This is a genomic window from Streptococcus australis, from assembly GCF_901543175.1.
GTDB classification, from domain to species: Bacteria; Bacillota; Bacilli; order Lactobacillales; family Streptococcaceae; genus Streptococcus; species Streptococcus australis_A.
Genome location: NZ_LR594040.1, coordinates 464,545 through 489,954, shown reverse-complemented (window position 1 = coordinate 489,954; position 25,410 = coordinate 464,545). Strand labels below are relative to the sequence as shown.

The following is a 25,410-nucleotide window of genomic DNA, read 5'->3' as shown; positions in this document are numbered from 1 at the left end:
GGGATGTTATTGATTAGTCAACAACGTTGAATCCCATAGAACGAGCAGTACCTTCGATCATACGCATTGCAGACTCAAGGTTTGCAGCGTTCAAATCTGGCATTTTAGTTTCTGCAATTTCTTGTACTTGCGCACGAGTAACTGAAGCAACTTTAGTTTTGTTAGGTGTACCTGATCCTTTTTCAACACCTGCAGCTTTTTTCAAAAGAACAGCAGCTGGTGGTGTCTTAGTGATGAAAGTAAATGATTTATCTTCGTAAACTGAGATAACAACTGGAATGATCATACCAGCTTGATCAGCTGTACGAGCGTTGAACTCTTTTGTGAATCCCATGATGTTGATACCAGCTTGACCAAGAGCAGGTCCAACCGGTGGAGCTGGTGTAGCTTTACCAGCAGGGATTTGCAATTTTACAAGTTTTTCGACTTTTTTAGCCATTTTTAAATCCTCCTTTGTGGTTTTGGCGGTAATGTAAGATTTTTACCTCCCACAAGTATGCTTTACACATACCTTTCCATTATACACTATTTATCTAAAAATGCAAGAGAAAACTTTCGTTTTTAATCAACGTAATCTCCGCCTTCAAAGCCATAGTACTCTTCCAAACTGAGACCACTTGCAGCAATTTCTTTGGCTTCTTTTCCAACGTAGCGGAGATGCCATTCTTCTGTCATGTAACCTGTCTCTTTTTCCTTGCCTTTGAGATAGCGAACAACAAAGCCATAGTCAGCCGCATGGTCCAAGAGCCACTGGGCTGCTTTTTCTTCAGTAACTAAATCACCATCTGTACCAATAAGGTCAAAAGCAAGACCCGTCTGGTGTTCACTGTAACCTGGGCGGGATGAGTAGCGATCTGCTGCTTCCTTCCCGTCTTGATTGACATAGTCTTGGTATAGCTTAGCCTGAGTTTCATAACTTCTAAAACCACTGTAGTGGTCACTGATTGGATAGCCCTCAGCCTGCATGGCTGCGATTAGTTTGAGCAACTCTGCCTTGGCTGTTGGATTCTCTCCTGGATTGTAGTCTTTTGACAAAGGATAGCGTTTATTGGCAATGATAATTTCATCGTATTTCCCTTGGATACTATAATAACTTCCTTTATCTACAACCTCTGCTTTTTTCTGGCTAGAAGTTTGGGATTTGCTACCCACAGTTCCTTCTTCCTTGGTACTTTGCTCCGTCTTTTGGGTAGTTTCTTCAACTTTGGTTTTTTCTTGCGAACAAGCTGCAAGGGTCAACGCTAATAAACCAGATAAAATGACATATCTTTTTTTCATTTCTTTCTTCCTCTCTCTTAGGCCAAGCATTTCTCCAATTCATGTGATAAGGCTCTAATCATTTGTTCCAGCTCTGGTGATTGTACTTGGCAATCTGCTGCTGCCATTTCTTCCCAGGGCACCCACCAGACTGGGCCACGGCCATTAAGTCCGTAACCTTTCATATCACCTGCTCTTCGCGGGAAAAGATGCCAATGAGCGTGGGCATCACCATTTCCTAGGAGTTCAATATTCATCTTTTCAGCCTCAAATGCTTTGGCGACTGCTTCTTGGACCAAACTCATTTCCTCTAAAAAGCGAAGTTTTACAGGATTTTCCATTTGGTGGAGTTCTGTGACATGCTCTTTTGCTAAAAATAAGGTATAGCCCTTAAAGTATTGGTGGTCTCCAATAACTACATAGCCTGTTTCTAGTTCTTTGACAAAGTAGGGGTTTTGCCCAACTTTGATGAGTTCAATTCTCTGACAGATGAAGCACATGAGTCTCTCCTTTTAATTATAATATCTTCAACCTTGAATCTGACAGTTTGGGATAGCTGTGCTTGTATTCTCAAGTATCTAGGGATTAAATCACTCACTGTCAATCCCTGCTTTATTTACCCCTTGAATATCTGATATCAGACTCCCCCTAATCCTCAACTGTTTCAAAGTTGAGAAGGGAACAGCCAAGGTCAAAGAGTCGATGTTTATAGGTCATCATTCCCCTCCCTCTTATCTTTGTGAAATAAATTCTTAATCTTACTAAAAAATGGAATAACTGTAAAATTATCTATAAAGCGTCTCTTACTTAACTTAGGTCCCTGCAGTTTTCTATATTCTTCGATATAAATTGTAGATACTTTACTAATTTCACTTTCTCCGAAAATAATAGCTTTAAAAAATACTACACAAATACTTAGACAAAGTGAAACTATTCCAACAATAAGAACAATAAATAAATTTTTATACAAATAATACGATACTACAGTATCAACTACGACAATATAGAAAAGGGACACTGTAATAAATATTCCAGATCTTCCATCATCACTTCCATCAACACTCAATTCTGGAAGTAAAAAAATTAAACTTACTACCATAATCAAGCAACAAGCTAATAACGGAGAGAATTCAGTCGGTTGTTCGATAAAACTTTTGTACCCAGAGTAAATGAAAAATAGCTGAAGTAATAACATCGCATACTGAAATAAATAAAACCATATTTTAACTGAACTTATGATCGGAATATTTTTTTCTACTTTTATATCTAGTAATCGTTTAGCAATTTGTATCCGATGAGCTAGTTCTTTTAAATCCTCTATTTGAAGTATTTGAGAAGCAAGTTTTTTCTCTATAATTTCTATTTGATACCATATATATCCATCATCTTCTATCCACTGATATTTTCCAAAAGTTTTTATTTTTCGTCCATACGGATTAATGTTTTGAGAAATTCTAAAAAGTAGTTTTTCTAAATCTGGATTAGTAATCCCTTTATCTACCAGTTCATCAGCATAAACAACTAGTTCTTTAAAGTTTTCTTGTTTATTTTCATACACATACTTACGATATTCCTCTTTTTTCTTTTGGAAATAAGCATACAAACCCGAAATTATCCCTGTTATTATAGCAGGCGTTGCTAATTGTTTCAGTATTTCATACATAATACTTTATCGCCCCTTCAGTCCACCAACTCGCTCTTGAGATAGGCATCAACCATACGCTCAGTCGACACGACCGAATCAATGTGTGTTCGTTCGTAAGAGTGACTGGATTCAATACCAGCTCCAAGGAGGGCATGCTTAACCTCTGCTCCTGCTGACATAGCTGCGGAAGCATCCGAACCGTAAAATGGATAAATGTCAAGCTTAAATGGAATATCTTGCTCCTTTGCCAAAGCCACTAAATGTTGACGAAAGTCATAGTGATAAGGACCGGAAGCATCCTTGACACAGATAGACACTGTGTACTCATCCGTCTGCTGGTCATCGCCCATAGCTCCCATATCGACAGCTAGATATTCCACTACCTGAGCTGGAATATTGGAGTTGGCACCATGGCCCACCTCTTCAAAGACTGAAAAGGCAAAATGAGTTGTTACCGGTAATTCAATCCCCTCTTCCTTATAAACACGAAGAAGATTGAGCAAAATCGCTGCGCTAACCTTGTCATCCAAGTGACGTGACTTGATAAAACCAGTCTCTGTCACGACAGTTCTCGGGTCAAAACTGATAAAGTCGCCGACTTCAATTCCAAGGGTACGGGTTTCTTTTTCATTGGTTACTTTGGCGTCCAAACGCACTTCCATATTGTCCTGTGTGCGTTCTGCAGTTCCTGCATCCTTGTAGACATGACAAGAAGTCTGGTGGATGAGGATGGTTCCAGATACCTTTTTACCTGTGCTAGCCACATGAACCGTACAGTTTTCCCCTTCAATCATGTTCCAAGGAAAACCACCGATACGGTCCAATTTGAGACGGCCATCCGGTTTGACTGCACGAACAATAGCACCCAGCGTATCCACATGGGCAGTCACATAGCGGTGTTGCTCATCATTTTGACCTTTAATGGTCACATTGACACCGCCCTTTGCTGTGCGAACAGGCTGGTAACCAAGCTCTTCTAAAGTATGGACTAGGTAGTCTGAAATCTCACGAGTAAAGCCCGTCGGAGATGCAATTGCGGTTAGTTCTTTGATATAGTTTACAGTTTGATTCATTTCTTCACCTCTTTTGCTACCTATTATAACACATTTATCATCGGATAAAAAAAAGAAAATCACTCCTGTAGACTTGGCTACAAAAGTGATTTTAGTGATTATTCCATCTCAAAAACGTCACTCTCTTGCTTGTTTGGTAGAACCAATGAGAGCAAGATTCCTACGATGGCTGGCACCAACCATGGGAGAGATGCCTTGGCAAAAGGAAGGGCGTTGACAAGATTTGCAAGAAACTCAACCTTAAACGAGCTTCCTAGTACGCTTGCAATGGCAATAGCTGTAACAACAGCAATTGTCAACTGCATACCTGGTTTTGAAAGAGCCACAAATTTGTTGACAATGACAATCATAACGATGGCAATCGTGATTGGGTACAAGATTACCAGTACTGGAACTGAGTACTTGATGATTGCATCAAGACCCAAATTGGCAATGGCAAATCCAATCAAGGTAAAGGCTGTCGCATAAACCTTGTAGCTGATTTGTGGGAAACGTCCGTTAAAGAACTCAGCTGTTGACACAATCAAGCCAACTGTCGTTGTGAAGCAGGTTACAGTTACCATAACAGCAAGGAAGAGTTGAGCTGTCGAACCAAAGATTTCCTGGGTTGCTTGCGACAAGATATAAACACCTGGTGTTCCACCCTTCATCGCTTCTGCTGGTACCGGGAAGTGATTTCCAAGGAATCCTAAACCGATGTAAAGAGCGCTGAAGGCAAGAGCTACAACGATACCAACCACCCAAATAGTTGAGATGTATTCTTTCTTACTTGAAAATCCAAGCTGTTTCAAGGTTTGAACAGCGATGACACTGAAGGCCACTGAGGCTAGGGCATCCAAGGTATTGTAACCTTCTAGGAAACCTGTACCAAAAGCAGAAGCTTGATAGGCTTCTGAAGCTACTTGAGGGCTGGTTCCACCATATTTGAAGGCACCTAGTACAACCAAGATAACAATCAAAATCGCAAAGACTGGTGTTAAGATTCGTCCGATACGGTTCAAGATTTTTGATGGATTGAGTGAAATCAGATAGGCTGCTGCAAAGTAAAGCACGGTAAAGATAATCAATCCTAGGCCTTTATTTGCTTCAGACAGGAGGGGGCTGATACCGACCTCATAAGCTGTTGTTGCTGTACGTGGAATGGCAAAGAATGGGCCAATCGATAGATAGAGGACTGCAAGATAAAGAGTCGCAAACCAAGGTGAGATTTTCTTAGAAATCTCATAAATGTATCCTTTAGGATTGAGCGTTCCGATGATGAGCGTTAGGACGGCAATCCCGACACCCGAAAATACAAAACCTGCGATGGCAGGAAGAAACTGTTCTCCAGATAGGGCACCTAGAGAAGGCGGAAAAATCAAGTTCCCCGCACCAAAAAATATTCCAAACAGGAGCAAGCCTGTTAGGGCACCTTTTTTAGCCATAAAAATCTCCTTCATATTTCTAAAATACTGACCTAGTATACCATGATTAGAACTTTGAAAAAAGCATCTCTGATTAAATATTGAATGTTTTCAATTTTCTGAACTAGTAAGAAAAGAAAAATTCCTCAGAAGCTCCAAGATTATTTGACTCTTCTCTGTGGAATAAGTTCCCATTCAAAAGCGTCCATGCCTGCAGCTACATTAACCACATCATAGCCCTTTTCAGCCAGAAATTGACAGGCTTGGGCAGAACGGACACCAGACTTGCAAATGACATAGTAGGTCTGATGTTTATCCAACTTTTCATAGATTTCACGTAAGGTACTCCGTGAGAAGTTTGGCGCACTTTCAATGTGCACCTGCTAAAACTCTGCTACTTCTCTCACATCTATGATGGTAGCAGCCAGTTTGACAAAGTTTATAAAAATCTTCAAAGGTGATTTCTTTCATCATTTCTCCTCTTTGATACCATTAAGGCAAGATTAATATCTCATAGGTAAATCCAATCGACTTTAAAAATCGGAACAAGTCTTTGCTTTTGATAAAGATAGTTTTTTCATTGGTATTAGGATGGAAGGTCATGGCATCCTCTGAAATAATGTCCTTATCAAAATAAACATGAATATCTTTTTCTTCATTATTTAACAAACCAAAAGGCGATACCGTTCCTGCTGGTAGGTTCATTTTCTTAGCCAAGGAGTCCAATGAGGCCATGCGAATCCGATCAGCTCCCACTTGCACTTTAAAGTCATCCATATCCAATCGCTTCTTATCGTCCATGATCAGCAGATAGTACTGGGTTTTCTTTTTGTTAGTCAAAAACATAGACTTGGTCCGAACTCCTTCCAGATCTTTAATATAGCTATCTGCCTGCTCTGTCGTAAATACAGGTGGATGATCTACCACATTATATGTAATTCCCAATTCTTGCAACTTTTTAGCTACTTGTTGATAAGCATCCATAAATTTTCTCCTTTATTGATGAATAATCTTATTTACTAATGCTTGAAGTTCTGGCACTACTTCTTCCTCGAACCAAGGATTTTTTTTCATCCAGATTTGGTTCCGAGGTGACGGGTGCACAAGAGGGAAAAATTCTGGCAGATAATCCTTAAACCGATGCACACGATCTGTTACCTTTCCACTGACTTTCTCATGCAGATAGTAAGCCTGAGCATACTGACCAATCAAGAGCGTCAATTGAATATCTGGTAATTCTTTCAAAAGTTTAGGGTGCCACTTTTCTGCAAAACCCGTTCTGGGCGGTAAGTCACCGGATTTCCCATGTCCTGGAAAGTAGAAATCCATGGGCATAACTGCAAAGTAACCTGAGTTATAAAAAGTGTCTTCATCCACGCCGAGCCAGTCCCGTAAGCGGTTGCCACTTTTATCCTTCCAGTAAAGACCTGCTTTCTGGGTTTTAAGTCCCGGTGCCTGACCGATGATATTGATGCGAGCTGTCTTTGGCGCTGCAAAGAGGGGCTCTATCCCCTGATCTGTATAGCTTTTGTTTTGCGAATCAGCCATAATGGCTTGTTTGATTCTTTCGATTTGAGACATCTGTTTTCCCTCCAAAAAGAAGTCTAAGCATAAAATCTCAGACTTCTATCGTTTTATTTGATTAATTCATAGATAGCTTCTGCATATATTGCTGCTGCTCGGAAGAGATCGTTCAAGGCGATAAATTCATTGGCTTGGTGCATGGTATCGATAGAGTCTGGGAACATGGCTCCGTAGGCAACTCCGCGTTCCAATAAACGTCCGAAAGTTCCACCACCGATAACTTGCTCGTGACCTTGAAGACCTGTTTGTTTCTCATAAACGCTCAACAAGGTTTGGACAAGCGGATCTTCCATTGGCACATAGTGAGGGGTATGACCATGTTCTGACAAGCTAACAGAAGCAACTGGCAAGCTTTCAAGGATTGACTGGATATGCTCAGGGCTCGTTCCTTTTGGATAACGGAAGTTGAGGGCAATGGTATTATCAGCACTTGTTTCGTCAAAGCGGAAGACACCCGCATTCATAGAAAGGGCACCCATCTTTTCATCAACATGAGCCACCTTGAGATTTTCACCCTCATGGTCATTCAAGAGAATATTACCAGCGATGTCAAGATAGTCTTTGGCAGGACCTGCAAAGGCAAACTGGCTGAGGAAGAGAGCAAGGTAAGTTGCACCATTGACGCCTGATGCAGGCATAGCACCATGGGCTGATTTACCAATGATGGTAACCTTGTATTTGCCAGCTTCTTCTTGGATTTCTCCTCTGAGTTTGTGTTCTGAAACAAAAGTATCTAGTTTCCCTTGCAAGTCAGCCAAATCACCTGAAACGAGTGCCGTTGCTGATTCTGGTACCATGTTTTCACGCAAGCCACCTGTGAAGCTGTGAAGACGGGCAGCACCTGCATTTTCACCACTAAAGTGGAGGTATTCAGTAATGTTTCCTTTTTCACCATTGATGATTGGGAATTCAGCGTCTGGTGAGAAACCGAAGTCTGGTTTTGCTAGTCCTACATGTTCAAAATAGTAGTCCATGTCTGCCCAGCCTGATTCTTCATCCGTTCCAACGATAAAGCGGACTTTCTTAGAAGTTGGAAGGCCCAGTTCTTTGATGATTTTCAAACCATAGTAACAAGCTGTTGTAGGACCCTTATCATCAGAAGCACCACGCGCGTAGAGACGACCGTCCTTGATGGTTGGTGTGTATGGATCAGTGTCCCAACCACTACCAGCTGGCACTACATCCATGTGGGCAAAGATTCCGAGAACTTCTTCTCCATCACCAAACTCAAAATGTCCTGCATAGTTATCAACATTTTTAGTTGGATAACCATCACGGTCTGCGATTTCAAGGAATTTCTCCAAGGCTTTTACTGGACCAGGTCCAAATGGATGTTGCGCATCCGCTTTGCTGTCATCACGTTCTGAGTTGATTTCCAAAAGGCTAAACAAGTCAGCCAAGAGGTCTTCTTTGCGTTTTTCTACTTCTGCTGTAAAATCAATTGCTGTCATTTTTTCTTCTTTCTATCTTTTCTCGATGATTTCATCCACTGGCAAGCGGTAGCTTGGTTCCAATTTTTCGTCTGTGTAACCCACTGTGATCAAAAGTTCTGGGCGGAAACGGTCTTCGATATCTAAAACTTCATTGGCTTTTGATTTGTCAAATCCAAGAATAACGTTAGAACCGATTCCTTGGTCTGTAAGAGCCAGAACCAAGTTCATGGCAACCAAACCAGCATTGAGGGCTAGGTAGTCACTGACCTGTTGTTCACTGTAACGTACAAATTCAGCAGGCAAATTCTTCATAAAATATTGAAGTTGCTCTTCTGAGAAGTTCTTTGCACCACCAACGCGGGCAATCTTGCGGGCTCGTTTGGCAAGGTCTGTATCGGTAAACAAGGCAATGGTTACAGGTGCCGATGATACCTGCTCAAAGTTCGAACCATAAGCCAATTTTGCCAATTCAGCATTTTTCTCACGAACGACCACAAATTTCCATGGCTGGCTGTTGTGGGCACTTGGGGCTAAAGTTGCGATTTCAATAGCTGTGCGAACATCTTTGGGATCCACTGGCTTATCAGTGAAATGCTTAGTCGCATGACGTTTTTTATTTAATTCAAGAAATTTCATAATCGATTTCCTTTTCTAATTCTACTTCTTCCATTCTACCATATTCTGAAAGAGCTTGCAGAGATTTTTCATAGAGTTAGTACTTCTTTCAAACTCTCTGCTATTAATTTGGAGCTATTTAAGTAGGTATCGCTTTAGATTTGAAGCAATCAAAAAGCAGGTGATCGAACACCTACTTTCTTATATTATTGACCAGATGTGTATGGAGCAATTGCTTTATAAGCCGCTTCCAGCGCTTTCTTCATTGTGTCACGTCCAGTTTTCAACTGTTGAACAAATAGAGTACGAGTTTGTTCTGGCACTACTGTATCATCAGAACCAATACTTGAAAGGCTTTCGTTAAATGACTCTCTTACAGTCTCCATAGACTTAAGCGCTGGTTCAACTTGGGCGTTATATGCTTCTTTTCCACTCTCTGGAATTTTTTCCCCAATTTCAACTGCATGCTTTTTATAATTGTCGACTAGTTTACCAAAGACTTTCTTCACATCTCCAACAGTTTTAGCATTGTCAATTTCTTCATCGGTGATCAAAACAACCTCATTATTTTCTGTCTTTGAACTAGACGTTGTTGATGAAGTCTCTGAAGAAGAAGTTTGTTCTACAGAGCTTGAAGTCTTAGTCGAAGAATCAGACGTTGTTTTCCCTGAACATGCTGCTAAAACAACAACAGATAAAAGAGCCATACTGGCTGTAATAATTTTCTTCATAATGTTCTCCTTTATATTAAGAATTAAGTTCATTGTATAACAAAATAATTTCAATGTCAAACTTTAGCTAAGCCATCTTTTCTTCCTTATCGTCTGACTCTCTTCTAAACAATTCGGCTACCACCTCACTTCAAAATATGGGCTACCCGCTTTATTTCTCACTTTGCAAAAAATCAAAATAATTCTTTACATCCTCTACATACCCATGCTTTTCAATTAAACTAGCTAAAAGTTCCAGATTGTGCCCCTGATAATTGTCATCTCGGCGTAGCTCTTCATACATTTCGATAAAGGGAAGGCCCTTGGACTTGGCCAATTCTAACTCCGCTTCGTAATCATAAGAAACTTTTCGAAATAGAATATTTACCAATTCTCCATCTTCAACCTCTATCACGGCATACTGGGCACGGTGATTTTTTAACGCCTCCCAGTCAAAATAGGGCATGCCAATCGTACCTGGATTGATGATTTGTTGTCCTTGACTACCATAACGAAGCAACTGCTTGTGGACATGACCGTAAACTGCCACGTCGGTTTCCTCATCTAGCAGTTGGTCAAATTTATCTGTATCATTGTGAACCAGCAAGTCACCACCATAGTTCTTATCAGGCAAATTATGAGAAAGAGAAAAGCGCAGTCCGTCAACTTCTTTCTTTTCCAGCATAGGCAAGCTTCGTAGCCAGACAATCGTTGCAGGATCCATTCGCTCCATCAAATACTGTGTCATACGTAAGAGCTGAACTTCCTGTGGGTCTTCTAAGCCATATTGCCCATCTAAAGCCTCAAGGACACAATCATCCCAATTGCCTCGAACACTTGCCGTGATAGGAAGATCCTTTAGCAGGGCGACCAAGTCATTTGCACCTGGACCAGGGAGGAAAATGTCTCCCATAAGCCAATATTCACTGACTCCTTGAGTTTTAGCATCTGCAATCACTGCTTCTAGTGCCGTTGCATTGCCATGAATATCTGATAAAATTGCGATTTTATGGTTCATGATACTCTCCTTCTGTTTGGTAATCTACACTCTCTTCTGCCACTTGAGCCAACTCCACTTCTTCCTGAGGGTTCAACTTTCTCTTCACAGTTTCTGCGACTGCCCTTGGCACACCAACTTCGACAATCTCATCCACACTGGCTTCCTTGATTTTAGTCAGAGACTTGAAATGCTTCATGAGATTCTGCTTGCGTTTAGGTCCTAGACCGTCAATCCCATCCAATTGTGATGAAAAAGAATTTTTGGAGCGCAGTTGCCGGTGGAAGGTGATGGCAAAGCGATGCACCTCATCTTGGATGCGTTGGAGGAGGAAAAATTCCTGAGAATTTCGTGATAACTCCACCACCTCAAGCGGATCTCCAAAGAGCAGTTCATGGGTTTGGTGCTTATCATTTTTTTGCAGCCCAGCAATGGGAATGTCCAAGCCCAGCTCCTCTTGAATAACTTGCTTTGCGATATTGACTTGACCTTGTCCCCCATCGATGACAATCAAATCTGGAGGAGTCAAACCATCACGTTGAACTCGGCCATAACGTCTGCGAATGACTTCTCTCATGCTAGCATAGTCATCTGGTCCAACAACCGTTTTTATCTTGTACTTTCGGTAATCCTTCTTACTTGGTTTGCCATTAACAAAGACCACCATAGCTGAAACAGGACTGGTTCCCATGATATTGGAGTTGTCGAAGGACTCGATGCGGACTGGGGTCGGGATTTGGAGCAAGCGACCCAGATTTTCAATAGCTCCTTGGGTCTTTTCGACAGATTTTTCTAGCAGATTAAACTTCTGCTCCAGACTAACACGGGCATTTTTTATGGCTAGATTGACCAGTTGTTTTTTCTCTCCACGCTGGGGTTTGAGAATCTTGGTATCCACCAAGGCCTTGACAGCTTCTTCATCAATATCCTGCGGAATCAATACCTCATTGGGAACCAGGTGGGATTTTTCTTGATAGAATTGTCCTACATAGGTCAAAAAGTCCTCGTCCGGATCGTTGTAGTAAGGGAAGAGATTGACATCCCGCTCAATGAGCTTGCCTTGACGGACAAAGAAAACCTGAACACACATCCAGCCCTTATCCACATAGTAGCCAAAGACGTCGCGATTTTGCAAATCTTTCGCCATAACCCGTTGCTTGGTCCGAAGTGTTCCAATGGCCTGAATCAGGTCACGGTATTCCGCTGCCCGTTCAAACTCCATACTTTGAGCAGACATTGCCATCTTTCCTTTGAGGTCATCGATGATTTTGTCATCCTGTCCTTTTAGAAAATCAGAAACCTCCTGAGCCATGGACTTGAAATAGGCCTCATCCTTCTTACATATGGTGTGGGCCATACATTGGCCGATATGATAGTAAAAACAAACCTTAGACGGTGGATTGGTACACTTACGAAAAGGGAAAATCCGATCCAGTAGTCGCTTGATTTCATTAGCCGCTCCCACATCGGGATAAGGGCCAAAATAAAGACCACCGTCCTTTTTAACCTGACGGGTAATAATCAAACGAGGATAACGCTCATTGGTGATTTTGATGAAGGGATAAGACTTGTCATCCTTGAGCATGATATTGTACTTGGGCTTGTTTTCCTTGATAAGGTTGATTTCCAGCAGAAGCGCCTCAATATTGGACTCAGTGACGATAAATTCAAAATCCACAATCTCAGATACCAGAGCCTCCGTCTTGGTATCGTGACTGCCACGGAAGTAGGACCGCACGCGATTGCGTAGATTTTTAGCCTTTCCTACATAAATAATGGTGCCATTTTTATCCTTGTGAATGTAACAACCAGGGCTGGTCGGCAAGAGCTCTAGTTTTGATTTGATCAAGTTATTCATAGTTCCATTATAGCAAAAAGCCTGTAACAGGACGAACAAAAAGCCCCACCGATCACTTGATGGAGGAGCTTTGATTTTTTTCAGATTGCACCGACTTCATCTAATCGCTACTGGTATAGAGTTCTTGAACAGCTTTCACATCCTGAGGCTGAATCCCATAGTAGGAGCCGGCAGGCTGCATAACAGAAGTCTCGTTGGTATGATCCAATCCGATAGCATGCCCCAGCTCGTGCTCCGCCGTATGCACGATCCGTTCATAAGAATAACCATAACTTGGATTGGATAGATAATAATGATTCAGGCGAACCGTTACAGATATAAACTGATTGGTCAACAGATTGGTTTGACTCTCGGCTTGGCCAGCTACGGCTGTCGATCCATCATTCATTTCACTTGCCACAATATCTGCTTGGCTTGAATCCGCTACCACCTCAAAGGTAAAGGCTCCCGTTTGATTCCAGTTTTTAATCGCTTCTGCATAGGCAGCTTGGAAGGTCTCATCCATCCGAGAATCAATATAGATACGGGCTGAAGCCTGAGCCCACTTGCCTTCAGCATGTTGGTGACTGTCATTCTGAGACAAAACTTCCAAAGTTCCCGTTTCCTGCCATTGATTCCAGCCGCCTTGACCAATCTGGCTCATTTTTTCAACCTGATTGACCGCAGAATGAAAATCACCTGTCAGATACCATAGCACTCCAAAAGCAAGGAGAAGGATGATGATCAAGGTCCAGACCAGACGCCAAAAGAAACGCCAAATTCCCAAAAGAAATCGGAGAAATAATCGAATAATCCAGAACATGACACTCCACCTTTCATAAAAATAAGAATCTATCTTAAAATCGATGGTCTCCCATAATCAAGATAGATTCTCTATTTTACTCAAAAAAACTGAAAAAAACCTAAAACTAAGATAAGCGCTCTTCCAAAACAAAGTTAATTGGTAGAGTAGCTAAAAAACGCTCCAATTGTTTTTCCCAGTAGTACCACTCATGAGTGCCAGCACTATGACTATAGGTCACTTCAAAACCAAGCTTTTTGAGGTTTTTTACAGCGAGCTTATTGGCTGAGTAGAGATAGTCTTGTTCGCCACACCAAGCCCAAAGTTTGGTTTTTTTATCCGATTTCGTAGCAATACTTTCAAGCGAATGAGGGCTAGCTGTCCAGTCTTTGATTTCTCCAAAAACTCCTCGCCAGTAGGCAAGAGAGCCCAAATCCTGACTTTCAGGAGAAAATTCCTGAAAACTGAGTGCACCAGAAAAACTAGCCGCATGAGAAAAACGATTGGTTGCGAGAGCCAGCTTGAAGGAACCATAGCCTCCCATGGAGAGACCCGCAATGAAGGTCTTTTCTCGCTTGCTGGTCATATTGGGGAAGAAACGTTTCATAACCTGAGGCAACTCTTCTGCTAGAGCAGTAAAGTAGTCAAAACCATACTGGGTATCTGTGTACCAACCATTACTAGTATTGGGCATGATAACAATAAGATTGGTTCCCCGCAACAAGCGCTCGACATTGGTACGCTTGAGCCAGCTATTCTGATTTCCTGACATTCCATGCAAAAGATAAAGAACAGGAATATCTGTGCACTCTGGTTCTGTTACCCGACTGGCATCAGGATAGAGTACGGTAACGCCCCACTCCATATCCAAAACTTCAGAGTAATACTCGATATTCATAACTGCCATGGTTTTCTCCTTTATACTATTCTATAAGAAAAAGCCGAAATTCGACTTTTTCTGTAGGTATGTTGCTTATTATTTTGCTTCCATCACGACTGGCAAGATTGCTGGACGACGCTTGGTTTGATCAAAGAGATACTTGGCCAAGCCATCACGGACCTTCCCTTTGAGATCAGCCCAGTCAAAATCATCACCTTGGAGATAGTCTTCCACAATTTGGTTGATCAGTTCTGAACTTTCACGGAGAATGTCACGGCTCTTCTTGAGATAAACAAATCCGCGCGTGTGAACTCGCGCCTTAGCGATGATTTTTTTCTCACGTCTATTTACGGTAATGGCAACGATGAAAATCCCGTCCTCTGACAAGACTTTACGGTCGCGAAGAACGACATTCCCAACATCTCCGATAGCATTTCCGTCAATCAAGACATCACCTGCAGAAACTCCGCCAGCAGGAACAAAGTCCCCGTGTTCGTAGGACATGGTTGTTCCCTTTTTAGGGATAAAAATACGCTCTGGCAACATCCCAACTGCCATGGCAGCCTTGGCATGCGCATCCAACTCACGGTATTCCCCTTGGATAGGGAAGAGATACTTGGGTTGCAAGAGATTAATCATCAACTGAAGATCACGCGCATTCCCGTGTCCAGATACTCGCAAACTTTGGGTAATGAGTTTCACTACACCACCAGCTTGGTAGATCATATTTTCCACACGTGCCATAACAGCTTCTTTGGCGATAGATGGAGTCGTTACGATATAGACCAAGTCCCCATCTTTGATTTCCACATAACGGTGGCGTCCGATAGACATCTTGCGAAGTCCATTAATAGGCTCACCCATACGACCAGTCTCAAGGATAATCAACTCATGGTCTTCAAATCGAGACATTTCTTTGGGTTTAATCAAGAGACTTTCGTTTGCTAGAGACAATTTTTTGAGACGAATCGCTGTGCGGACGATATTTTCAACATCAAATCCAGTCAAAACAACTCGACGACCTGTGTCCGCTGCAGCATCAAAGACCTGCTGGATACGAGAGAGGTTGCTGGCAACAGCCGCAACGATGATTCGACCTTCCCAGTCTGCAATGGTTTGGGTAATTTCCTCTCCAACTTCACTCTCACTCGCTACTTGGATATTGCTGTCCGCATTAGCCGAGTCACTGAGAAGAGCCAAGACACCCTCACGACCAATCTCGGCCAAGCGACCAAAATCAGTCGCATAGGATTCACTAGCAGTCTGGTCAAACTTGAAGTCACCTGTGTAAACAATGCTCCCTTTTGGAGTTTTCAAGACGACTCCCAAACTTTCTGGGATGGAGTGAGTTGTACGGAAGAAGGAAACTACAGTTCCTCCAAAGTCAATCTCCGTATCCTCATCAATCACATGGAAGTCATTGAATTTCTTAACAGCATCATTTCCTTTGACAAAGAGTTTTGCCAACTCGATGGTCAACTCAGAGCCAAACACAGGCACCTTAGCCTCTGCCAAAAGGTAAGGCAGAGCTCCAATGGCATCCGCATGTCCGTGGGTTAAGAAGACCCCAGCGATACGATCGCTATTTTCAAAAAGATAATCCATATTTGGAATGACGACGTCGACCCCAAGCTGTTCATTTTCAGGGTATTTAAGCCCCGCATCCAAAACAAAAATAGATCCATCGATCTCTGCAATGTACATATTTTTCCCGTTTTCACGCACACCACCAAGTGTTGTTAAACTGATATTACTCATTTTCCCTCCGAAACCTTAGTTTATCTTGATTATAGGGTAGGTTCACCCTCTTATTCTAAAAGTTCTAAAACTCTCAGCCGAATCTTTTCCTACCATTATACCATTTTTTTGATGATTTTCAAAATGAAGATTTGTTTTCAAAAAAGAGCTGGTTCCCCAACTCTTTCCTATCTTCTAGTTTTCTGCCATTAAGAAATCATATATTTCTTGCACGGTACCTAGTGCCATGATTTCTTGATTTTTGACGGTTTGTTTGAGATTTTGGTAAATCTGACTTTCTCCTATCTCCCGCTTCGGCGCTTCTTTATTGACTGTCATGACACCATCTTTGATCGTCACAAAGCCAAGTTCCTCAAATACTTGAATCATCTTGACCAATAAGATTTGTTGGATATTGAGATAGGCTGCTAAGTCTTTAAGCTTATAGCGAATATCAAACTCTGGGAACTGGTAAATGGTCTTGTACAATTTAGCAAACTGTTCTCTGGTCCCATAACCTGTTAGATAGTAGGCCTTGTCAATGTCGTTCTTGAAATAGACTGCAGAGAAATTTTGTTCCTGAAAAATGGTCTTCAGCTGAGTAATATCTTCAGGAATGGTTTTCACAACAACAGCATCACTGGTTGCTAATTCTGGTAATTCTCCAGCAAAGTCCAAGACTGGAACCCCTTCTGGCAAGGCTGTATTCTTCCCACGAATGTTAAAGAGTTGAACACCCTCCACACGCGCATCCACCATCATCAACTGGAGGGCAGTTTGCCCATTCCATTGGTTGACAGACAGGGTAACTGCCAATTCTAGATTCTTGGTTTGAGCAAATTCCGTTACCAATCTGCCTTGACCGAAGGCTACCACTTCAAAACTCGCTTCTCCCTTAGAAATTTTCAGCTTGAGATGGGCATTGCCCGCCCCCATACTGCGAGCACTCTCGACATTGAAATCCCTGATGTAAAAAACAGGTTTCTGATTGTCCATTCCAAAAGGTGCCAAACGTTCAAAACTTTTGACCGTTTCTAAGCTAAGTGTCTCTAAATCCAACTCCTCATCTAGATTTAACTTGTTCTTACCACTAGCATCTGCACCTTTTTCACGGATATAGTCCTCCAAGACCTGAGATAAATCTGAAAGTTTCTCCACTTCTAGCGTCATACCCGCCGCACCAGCATGGCCTCCAAAGGCGATGAAGAGATCCCGATGGGGATCCAAGGCTTCAAAAATATCGACCGCTTCCACACTACGAGCACTCCCCTTGGCACGACCGTCTTCGATATTAAGAACAATAACTGTTTGCCCCAATTCTTCCAGCAAGCGCCCAGCCACGATTCCTAGAACCCCAGGATTCCAACCTTCCTTGGCTAAGACCTGGACCTTCTTTTCAGGATCCACCATGGTCTTGGCTTCTTCATAGATAGATTGTACGATTTCCTTACGCTCTTCGTTTTTCTGGTGAATCATAAGGGCAATCTCATGCGCTTCCTCATCATCAAATCCGGTCAGCAAATCAATGGCTGGATTAGGATCATCCAAGCGCCCCAAAGCATTCAGGCGAGGTGCCAATTGGAAACCAACCGTTTCTTCTGTCACTTCGTTGGCAGCAATCCCAGCCATGTCCAGCATTTCTTGCAAACCTATGCGTTGAGTATGCCCCAACATTTCCAGACCATATTGAACCAAGATACGGTTTTCATCCGTCAGACTCACCATATCGGCAATGGTTCCGATGGCAACCAAATCAAGCAACTCCACTTGTACTTCTTCTAAAAGAGCGCAAGCCAGCTTGAAAGCCACTCCGCAACCAGCCAACTGTTTGAAAGGATAGTCCGCATCTGGATGCTCGGGATGAACAATCGCATAAGCATCTGGCAAGGTTTCAGGCATGGAGTGGTGGTCGGTCACAATAACATCCACTCCCATAGACTGGGCAAAATCAATGGCTTCGTGACCCGCAACTCCATTGTCCACCGTCACAATCAAGGAAATCCCCTCTTGCTCGATAAAGTACTTATAAACACTGGCATTAGGTCCATAACCGTCGGTAAAACGATTGGGCAGGTAAACACGGCACTCAGCGCCAAGCTGTTCCAAACTTTCCTTAACAATAGAAGCTGAAGTCATTCCATCCGCATCGTAGTCTCCATAGATGAGAATGTTTTCCCCTTCTTCAATGGCCTGACGAATCCGTGCCACTGCCTTATCCATATCATGGAGCAGATAGGGATCATGTAAGTCCTCTAAAGAAGGTTCTAAAAATTTTTTCAGACTTTCTTCATCCTGAATCCCTCTTTCAAATAATAACCGAGCCACTTCAGGACCCAGTCCAGCCTTCTTGGCTATCTTTGTAAAATCCGCATCTTCTACCTGCGGGGCAAACTGCCATTCATAAGTAGGAGTTATCAAAAAAACATCCACTCTTTCTAAGAATTCTATCGTTTCATTATAACATGATTTAGGCATTTTCTCTATCCAGATTGCTTTTTTATAAAATTTTAGTGAATTTTTTTCAGATATGATTTGACAAGGCAAATCTTTTGTTGTAAAATCGTGTTATAAAATCTAACACAAAGGAGATCTCTCATGGCTTTAGTAGAATTTAAACACGTCGAAAAATATTACGGAGACTACCACGCACTCCGCGACATCAATCTCCGTTTTGAAAAAGGACAAGTCGTTGTCCTGCTTGGACCTTCTGGTTCTGGAAAATCCACTCTTATCCGTACGATTAATGGTTTGGAGGCTGTTGACAAAGGAAATCTCCTAGTCAATGGACACCAAGTAGCAGGTGCTAGCCAGAAAGATTTGGTGCCTCTTCGTAAGGAAGTCGGTATGGTTTTCCAGCATTTTAACCTTTACCCACACAAAACTGTGTTAGAAAACGTAACACTAGCACCCGTAAAAGTTCTAGGAATTGATAAAAAAGAAGCTGAAAAAACAGCCCAAAAATATCTGGAATTTGTAAATATGTGGGACAAGAAAGATTCCTATCCAGCCATGCTATCTGGTGGACAAAAACAGCGGATCGCCATCGCTCGTGGTCTTGCCATGCATCCGGAGCTACTTCTCTTTGATGAGCCAACATCTGCCCTTGACCCTGAGACTATCGGTGATGTACTAGCAGTTATGCAAAAACTGGCACATGACGGGATGAATATGATCATCGTTACACACGAAATGGGATTTGCTCGAGAGGTTGCGGACCGCATCATCTTTATGGCTGACGGAGAAGTTTTGGTGGATACGACAGATGTCGATGACTTTTTCGACAATCCAAGCGAACCTCGTGCCCAACAATTCCTCAGCAAAATTATCAACCACGAAAGTGACAAAGTCAAATAAGGAGGCACCTATGAAAAAGAAACCCTTTTTATTAGTTTTATTGATGAGTCTTATCAGCCTTAGCCTAGCTACGCCAGTTCAGGCCGACACTAGTGTCGCAGATATTCAAAAGAGAGGCGAGCTAGTTGTCGGTGTGAAACAAGACGTTCCCAATTTTGGCTACAAGGATCCCAAGACAGGGACTTATTCTGGTATCGAAACTGACCTTGCCAAGATGATTGCAGATGAGCTCAAGGTCAAGGTTCGCTACGTTCCTGTTACCGCTCAAACCCGTGGCCCTCTTCTTGACAATGAACAGGTCGATTTGGATATCGCGACATTTACCATCACAGAAGAACGTAAAAAACTCTACAACTTCACCAGTCCCTACTATACGGACGCTTCTGGTTTTTTGGTCAATAAATCTGCCAACATCAAAAGCCTTGAAGACCTAAATGGCAAAACCATCGGGGTTGCCCAAGGCTCTATCACCCAACGCTTAATTACCGAACTGGGTAAAAAGAAGGGTCTGAAGTTTAAATTCGTCGAACTTGGTTCCTACCCAGAATTGATTACTTCCCTTCACGCTCACCGTATCGATGCCTTTTCCGTGGACCGCTCTATCCTATCTGGCTACACCAGTAAACGAACAGAGCTCCTAGATGATAGTTTCAAACCATCTGACTACGGTATTGTTACCAAGAAATCAAACACTGACCTCAACGATTATCTTGATAACTTGGTCACTAAATGGAGCAAGGACGGTAGTCTGCAGAAACTTTATGACCGTTACAAGCTCAAACCATCTAGCCATACTGCAGATTAAGGAGGACACCCCATGACAGATTTATCATCTTGGACAGCCTATTTTCAGGATTTTGGACAATTTTTCAATGGTTTCCTCTTCACCCTTGCCCTAGCGATTGGATCCTTTATCCTAGCTATGGTCTTAGGAATCATCTTTGGAGTCCTATCAACTAGCAAACATCAAATTTTAAGAATTTTGGCTCGTATCTTTGTCGAATTTTACCAAAACACCCCCCTCTTGGTACAGTTTGTCATCGTTTTTTATGGTCTACCTCTTATCAGTGATCACACCATCATGATTTCGATTTATTGGACAGCTGTTCTCTGCGTCGGACTTTATCACGGTGCCTATATTGCTGAGGTTATTCGTTCAGGGATTCAGTCCATCCCTAATGGTCAGATGGAAGCTGCCTTATCACAAGGTTTCACCTATATCAGTGCCATGCGCTTGATTATCTTGCCTCAGGCCTTCCGTATCATTCTCCCTCCTTTGACCAACCAAATCGTTAACCTTATCAAGAATACTTCAACCGTTGCTATCATCTCTGGGGTGGACTTGATGTTTGTGACTAAGTCTTGGTCGGCTCTCAACGGAAACTATATCCCAGCCTTTTTAGGCGCTGCTCTTCTCTACTTTGCTCTATGCTTCCCTGTTGCCCAGTTTGGTCGCAAGATGGAGCAAGCCAACAAAAAAGCCTATTCACTTTAGGAGGTTACTATGGAATCTATTTTAGAAGTTTTGACCCCAGATAACCTAATCTTTATCTTTAAAGGATTTGGCTTGACCCTCTATATTTCTCTAATTGCCATCGTCCTCTCTACCCTGATCGGGACGGTACTTGCAGTTATGCGAAATGGGAAAAATCCTGTCTTGCGAATCATCTCCAGCATTTACATCGAATTTGTGCGTAATGTTCCCAACCTTCTCTGGATTTTCACTATTTTTTTGGTATTCAAGATGAAGTCGACACCAGCTGGCATTACCGCCTTCACCCTCTTTACGTCAGCAGCCTTGGCTGAGATTATCCGAGGTGGCCTCAATGCCGTAGACAAGGGACAATACGAAGCAGGAATGTCGCAAGGATTCACCTCTGCGCAAATTCTCTACTACATCATTCTCCCACAAGCAATCCGCAAAATGCTGCCAGCTATCATTTCTCAGTTTGTAACCGTGATTAAGGATACCAGCCTTCTCTACTCTGTTATCGCCCTACAAGAACTCTTTGGCGCCAGCCAAATTCTCATGGGTCGTTATTTCGAACCAGAGCAGGTCTTTAGCCTTTACATCCTGATTGCCCTCATCTACTTCAGCTTTAACCTAGTAATTTCAAGCCTGTCCCGTATGCTAGCCAAACGGTGGCAACAAGCAGCAGAATAAAGAAACAGCTCTCCATGTATGGAGAGCTGATTTTTTGATTACCATAGAACACCTCTATAGGAGAAAATCAGAGCTAAAATTAATAAAATATAGAAGGCGATAAAAAGCCATCTCATCTTCACACATAGAGCAATATATTCTCTGATAAAGGCCGATGGGATATAGTAGGCGGCTGTACGGCAACCAAGGCCATCTCCCTTCATCCCAATACGGCGAGCATAGGTACTGGTACGAAAAACATGGTAATCATTGGTCACAAAGAGAAAACGTGGACTGGTCACCAGCTTCTCTCCCATTTCTTTTGAGAAGAGAAGATTCTCATAGGTCGTCGTTGAGTCTTCCTCTAGGAGAATCGCTTCTCTCGGAATATCTGTCTCTTCCAACAAATAATTACAAATCGCCTGAGCTTCGGATATCTTTTCATCTCCACCTTGACCACCACTCGCGATGATTTTAACATTGGGATTACGAGACTGGCGATAGGCTTCTACTGCCTTATCAATGCGACTCTTTAGTAAGGGAGTCACTTTTTCTCCATTCAACAAGCCTGCTCCGTGAATGATGATAAAATCATAATATTTTTTCTTAGGAATAAAAAGATACAGGATAGAATAAAGCAGAAATCCTGCAAAGGCAAAACCAAAAATCAAATACGAATAAATCAAAAAGAAAAAGATAATATTCACTAGATGATTGGTGTAGAACAAGCCCTTGGTATCGCTCACTCGAATCGCCATGATCACAAAAAAGAATAGAATCACGCACCCTAATCCTAGAGACAAATAATTTGCCTTGGAACGTCCTTCTCGTTTCAGTAGAATGACACCATTATAGATTAAAAAGATGCCACTCAGAAAAATCAGCAAGGGGAGTATAATAAAGGCAAATACATAAAAAGCTAACTGAACATTCTCATACCCATTTTTATAAAAAAGGTAGGATAGATAAATATAACTTGAAATAAGGGATAATAAAAATAACACTGGATTCCACAAACTTCTATTATCCTTCAAAAATGACACTATAAAGGCTAATACAATTCCTATAACGAGATACATTTCTTCCTCCTTTTATAAGTACATTTTATCATAATTATCCATATAGAAAAAGAGGACTCTAGCCCTCTTACTTTGTCATTTTATCCTGAGCATCTTCCACAACCTGAGCCAGACTCATCTGACGAAGCTGGTTTTCCATCGCTAGTTGGATATCCAGCAATTTTTGATCCAAGACTTCATGAATGTGTGCCCCTACTGGACAGTTGGGGTTGGGATTGTCATGAAAACTAAAGAGTTCACCTGATTTTCCTAAACATTCAACAGCCTGATAAACATCAAAAAGGCTGATATCTTGGAGGTCTTTGATAATCTCGGTACCGCCCGTCCCACGCGCAACTGATATCAGCTCAGCTTTTTTGAGTTGGGACAAGATTTTGCGAATAATGACTGGATTGACTCCAACGCTGGCTGCGAGAAAATCACTGGTCACTTTGCTCTCTTGACTCTTGATGGCAATAATGATTAACATATGAGTCGCAATCGTAAATCGACTTGAAATTTGCATCTTCTTCTCCTTTCACATCCTATCTGATACCCATTATACCCTTTTATGTTGTAATGTCAATCGTTACCACTATCCAGCCACGCATCCAACTCAGCATCATGCCCTTGTTCTTGGGCGATTTCAGACAGAAGCCTATGATTATGAGTGTGGTGAATTCCATTTATCAAACTTTCATAGTAAATCTGGAAATAGGGGAGCTTTAAGTCCCTAGCCAGTTGCAATTCGGCTTCTACATCATAATCCACTCGACGAAAATCAACATCAGACAAACCTGCTTCATCAAACTCTAAAATCATATACTGAGCACGCAGATCCTTACGCAACCCTGCATCTAAAAAGAAGGGTTGCCCAATCGAACCTGGATTGAGAATCAACTGTCCATCACTTCCATAACGAAGCAACTGTTGGTGGATATGACCATATACTGCGATGGAGGCGTGTGGATTCGTCACTAATCTATCAAAATCTTCTTGTTTTCCCGTATGAATCAACTCCCTACCCCAGTTTTTATCAGGGAGATGGTGAGTGATTCCTACCGTCAAATCACCAAACTGACGATGAACTTGCATGGGTTGATTGTGGAGGTCTTCGATTTCTTTAGGGCTAATTTCTTCTAAGATGTACTGACTTTGGCGCAGGAGATAACGATGACTCGCTTTTGTAGGTTCTAGCTTACGATGCAAGCCTCGCCAGAGACTATTCTCCCAATTTCCCAGCACTCTTGCAGTGATGGGCAAGCTAGCTAAGAGATTCAAAATCCTTCTACGCCCCGTTCCCGGCATAAGAATATCCCCCAAAAGCCAGTACTCATCTACCTTTGCCTTTTCAGCATCAGCCAGTACAGCCTCCAAGGCTGTCGTATTCCCATGTATATCTGAAAGAACTGCTATTTTCGTCATTCTTTCTCCTCATTTCCTCTTACTTCTTCTGTTAGTATTATAGCAGAAAACACTCCAAAAAATCACTATCACTGCTTACCTGATCAACTTGTAAGAGCTTCCAAATCGTGCTATAATATAGGTAGAGAACTCCCCTTCATTTAGGATCATGTGGTCTTCAACATCTCTCTATTTTTGCAGATTGGAGGACTATTGCCATGCGGAACTATCTTAAGTATATCCCATACTACCTTGTCATTTTCTTCTTTTACTGGCCTTTCTATGAGTTGCTTTTACTGCTGATATCTGACCCTTATACGCTGAAAGGACTTTACATTTATAACATCATCCTCTTTTCACCTTTGGCAACCTTCATCGTGTCCCTTCTTTATAGCTACCGTTTCCAATTCTCACTGTGGTGGCTGATCGGTATTGGTCTGCTCTATTGCTTTACCATCATCACTTTTGGTGAGTTCATTCTCGTTTATTTCCTAGCTTATGAACTCTTTACCCTACTTGGTATGGCTTCAGGGAAAGGTCTTAGTCATCTTACAAACAAGCAGAAAAGTAAAAAAATAGGATAAAAGCCTTGAAAAATCTCGCAATCATGCTATAATAATCCATAGAGACAAGTCACTTAGTCCCTTTCTACTAGAGAGTGCGTGGTTGCTGGAAACGCATAGAAAGCCTAAACTGATACTACTCTACTGACTTTTATGCAAACATAAAACGGTGGCCACGTTAAAGCCAATCAGAGGTGTCCCTCTTTTTGAGGAACATAAATGAAGGTGGAACCACGTTGCGACGTCCTTTTGAGGATGTCGTTTTTCTTTTGTTAGAAGGAGGGAGAATGGTACTTTATATGATTGGCGGATCGCCTTGTAGTGGGAAGTCAACAATTGCTTCACTTCTTGCTAGACAGTATCAGCTGCTTCATATCAAACTGGATGATTTGGTAGACGAGATGATGAGTCAAGCAAGTGCAGACTCACAGCCAATTTGCCTTCTTAGACAGGACAGAAATCCGGAACAAATCTGGATGAGAAATCCAGAAGAGATGGCAGATGAAGAATGGCGCTTTTATGAAGAGATTTTTCCTTATGTAAAATCTTACTTGATAAAAAATCAAGATAGGCCTCTCTTGGTGGAGGGAGCAGGACTTTTGCCTCACTTGGTAAAGGAGCTTGAATGCCCAGTGCCCTCTTATCTATGCTTGACTCCGACAGCTGATTTTCAGAAAAAGCATTATAGACAGAGAGAATGGGTTCCTTATGTCTTAGAGGGTACAACCAACCCTGAACAAGCTTTTGAAAACTGGATGCAACGAGACATTCTTTTTGCTCAAATGGTTCGTAAGGAAGCGGTGTTATTAGGCTATCCTAACCTCATAACAGATGGCAGTCAATCAGAGAATCAAACTGCGGAAGAGGTTGCTCGGCTCTTAAAATTGTCCAACAAAAATATAATAAATATTTAAG

General features: G+C 42.1%; 26 protein-coding genes and 1 pseudogene. 6 read left to right on the top strand and 21 right to left on the bottom strand.

Annotation, left to right across the window (positions count from 1 at the left end; translation table 11 throughout):
- Positions 1–13: 13 nt before the first annotated feature.
- The 18 genes and pseudogenes from rplK to recJ form a co-directional block, all read right to left on the bottom strand.
- A complete protein-coding gene (rplK, locus tag FGK98_RS02525; protein WP_001085804.1) occupies positions 14–439 on the bottom strand; it encodes a 50S ribosomal protein L11 in 426 nt (141 codons plus the stop codon).
- Between the two features lie 122 nt (positions 440–561).
- A complete protein-coding gene (gene ldcB, locus FGK98_RS02520; RefSeq protein ID WP_131200176.1) occupies positions 562–1,278 on the bottom strand; it encodes an LD-carboxypeptidase LdcB/DacB in 717 nt (238 codons plus the stop codon).
- Between the two features lie 17 nt (positions 1,279–1,295).
- A complete protein-coding gene (locus FGK98_RS02515; protein WP_131200177.1) occupies positions 1,296–1,757 on the bottom strand; it encodes an HIT family protein in 462 nt (153 codons plus the stop codon).
- A 206-nt stretch (positions 1,758–1,963) separates the two neighbouring features.
- A complete protein-coding gene (locus FGK98_RS02510) occupies positions 1,964–2,920 on the bottom strand; it encodes a hypothetical protein (protein WP_061417361.1) in 957 nt (318 codons plus the stop codon).
- Between the two features lie 17 nt (positions 2,921–2,937).
- Complete coding sequence (locus FGK98_RS02505) at positions 2,938–3,975, bottom strand: M42 family metallopeptidase (protein WP_138099891.1); 1,038 nt, start codon at positions 3,973–3,975, stop codon at positions 2,938–2,940.
- A 98-nt stretch (positions 3,976–4,073) separates the two neighbouring features.
- Positions 4,074–5,399 (bottom strand): branched-chain amino acid transport system II carrier protein, encoded by a 1,326-nt coding sequence (gene brnQ, locus FGK98_RS02500; protein WP_171011102.1) that lies wholly within the window; start codon positions 5,397–5,399, stop codon positions 4,074–4,076.
- A gap of 140 nt (positions 5,400–5,539) precedes the next feature.
- A pseudogene (locus tag FGK98_RS02495) lies at positions 5,540–5,849 on the bottom strand (rhodanese-like domain-containing protein).
- A gap of 21 nt (positions 5,850–5,870) precedes the next feature.
- Positions 5,871–6,362, bottom strand: a complete 492-nt coding sequence (locus tag FGK98_RS02490; protein WP_138099889.1) for a prolyl-tRNA synthetase associated domain-containing protein — start codon at positions 6,360–6,362, stop codon at positions 5,871–5,873.
- Positions 6,363–6,374: 12 nt separating this feature from the next.
- Positions 6,375–6,959, bottom strand: a complete 585-nt coding sequence (locus FGK98_RS02485) for a uracil-DNA glycosylase family protein (protein WP_138099888.1) — start codon at positions 6,957–6,959, stop codon at positions 6,375–6,377.
- Between the two features lie 53 nt (positions 6,960–7,012).
- A complete protein-coding gene (gene pepV, locus FGK98_RS02480; RefSeq protein WP_138099887.1) occupies positions 7,013–8,413 on the bottom strand; it encodes a dipeptidase PepV in 1,401 nt (466 codons plus the stop codon).
- Positions 8,414–8,425: 12 nt separating this feature from the next.
- Complete coding sequence (locus FGK98_RS02475) at positions 8,426–9,031, bottom strand: nitroreductase family protein (protein WP_138099886.1); 606 nt, start codon at positions 9,029–9,031, stop codon at positions 8,426–8,428.
- A 185-nt stretch (positions 9,032–9,216) separates the two neighbouring features.
- Positions 9,217–9,741 (bottom strand): hypothetical protein, encoded by a 525-nt coding sequence (locus tag FGK98_RS02470; protein WP_000720917.1) that lies wholly within the window; start codon positions 9,739–9,741, stop codon positions 9,217–9,219.
- 151 nt (positions 9,742–9,892) lie between these two features.
- The gene (locus FGK98_RS02465) at positions 9,893–10,738 is read right to left on the bottom strand and encodes a metallophosphoesterase family protein (protein WP_138099885.1); all 846 of its coding nucleotides are present in this window, start codon (positions 10,736–10,738) and stop codon (positions 9,893–9,895) included.
- Positions 10,728–12,575 (bottom strand): excinuclease ABC subunit UvrC, encoded by a 1,848-nt coding sequence (uvrC, locus tag FGK98_RS02460; RefSeq protein ID WP_138099884.1) that lies wholly within the window; start codon positions 12,573–12,575, stop codon positions 10,728–10,730. Before uvrC ends, FGK98_RS02465 begins: the two co-directional genes overlap by 11 nt.
- A gap of 100 nt (positions 12,576–12,675) precedes the next feature.
- Positions 12,676–13,377 carry a M57 family metalloprotease gene (locus tag FGK98_RS02455; protein WP_138099883.1) on the bottom strand — a complete coding sequence of 234 codons (702 nt, stop codon included), beginning with the start codon at positions 13,375–13,377 and terminating at the stop codon, positions 12,676–12,678.
- Positions 13,378–13,483: 106 nt separating this feature from the next.
- A complete protein-coding gene (locus FGK98_RS02450) occupies positions 13,484–14,263 on the bottom strand; it encodes an alpha/beta hydrolase (protein WP_138099882.1) in 780 nt (259 codons plus the stop codon).
- A gap of 69 nt (positions 14,264–14,332) precedes the next feature.
- On the bottom strand, positions 14,333–15,994 hold the full coding sequence (locus tag FGK98_RS02445; protein WP_138099881.1) for a ribonuclease J: 1,662 nt from the start codon (positions 15,992–15,994) through the stop codon (positions 14,333–14,335).
- Between the two features lie 174 nt (positions 15,995–16,168).
- Positions 16,169–18,391: a single-stranded-DNA-specific exonuclease RecJ gene (recJ, locus tag FGK98_RS02440; RefSeq protein WP_171011144.1), complete on the bottom strand. Its 2,223-nt coding sequence runs from the start codon at positions 18,389–18,391 to the stop codon at positions 16,169–16,171.
- Positions 18,392–18,568: 177 nt separating this feature from the next.
- On the opposite strand from recJ, the gene FGK98_RS02435 reads away from it, so the two are divergent.
- The 4 genes from FGK98_RS02435 to FGK98_RS02420 are packed head-to-tail and all read left to right on the top strand — an operon-like array spanning position 18,569 to position 21,491.
- On the top strand, positions 18,569–19,327 hold the full coding sequence (locus FGK98_RS02435; RefSeq protein WP_138099880.1) for an amino acid ABC transporter ATP-binding protein: 759 nt from the start codon (positions 18,569–18,571) through the stop codon (positions 19,325–19,327).
- A 10-nt stretch (positions 19,328–19,337) separates the two neighbouring features.
- Positions 19,338–20,132 (top strand): transporter substrate-binding domain-containing protein, encoded by a 795-nt coding sequence (locus FGK98_RS02430; RefSeq protein WP_138099879.1) that lies wholly within the window; start codon positions 19,338–19,340, stop codon positions 20,130–20,132.
- A gap of 12 nt (positions 20,133–20,144) precedes the next feature.
- Entirely contained in the window at positions 20,145–20,822 is a 678-nt protein-coding gene (locus FGK98_RS02425; RefSeq protein WP_138099878.1) for an amino acid ABC transporter permease, read from the top strand.
- Between the two features lie 9 nt (positions 20,823–20,831).
- Positions 20,832–21,491, top strand: coding sequence for an amino acid ABC transporter permease (locus FGK98_RS02420; protein WP_138099877.1), 660 nt, complete (start codon positions 20,832–20,834; stop codon positions 21,489–21,491).
- 38 nt (positions 21,492–21,529) lie between these two features.
- Here FGK98_RS02420 and FGK98_RS02415 read toward each other — a convergent pair whose 3' ends face one another.
- From FGK98_RS02415 to FGK98_RS02405, 3 genes are all read right to left on the bottom strand, one after another.
- Positions 21,530–22,549, bottom strand: coding sequence for a YdcF family protein (locus tag FGK98_RS02415; protein WP_138099876.1), 1,020 nt, complete (start codon positions 22,547–22,549; stop codon positions 21,530–21,532).
- A 67-nt stretch (positions 22,550–22,616) separates the two neighbouring features.
- Positions 22,617–23,054, bottom strand: a complete 438-nt coding sequence (locus tag FGK98_RS02410; RefSeq protein ID WP_138099875.1) for an Rrf2 family transcriptional regulator — start codon at positions 23,052–23,054, stop codon at positions 22,617–22,619.
- Between the two features lie 56 nt (positions 23,055–23,110).
- Positions 23,111–23,953 (bottom strand): metallophosphoesterase family protein, encoded by an 843-nt coding sequence (locus FGK98_RS02405; protein WP_138099874.1) that lies wholly within the window; start codon positions 23,951–23,953, stop codon positions 23,111–23,113.
- A gap of 197 nt (positions 23,954–24,150) precedes the next feature.
- On the opposite strand from FGK98_RS02405, the gene FGK98_RS02400 reads away from it, so the two are divergent.
- Positions 24,151–24,516, top strand: coding sequence for a hypothetical protein (locus tag FGK98_RS02400; protein WP_138099873.1), 366 nt, complete (start codon positions 24,151–24,153; stop codon positions 24,514–24,516).
- 266 nt (positions 24,517–24,782) lie between these two features.
- Positions 24,783–25,409: an adenylate kinase family protein gene (locus tag FGK98_RS02395; RefSeq protein WP_171011101.1), complete on the top strand. Its 627-nt coding sequence runs from the start codon at positions 24,783–24,785 to the stop codon at positions 25,407–25,409.
- Position 25,410: the final 1 nt, after the last annotated feature.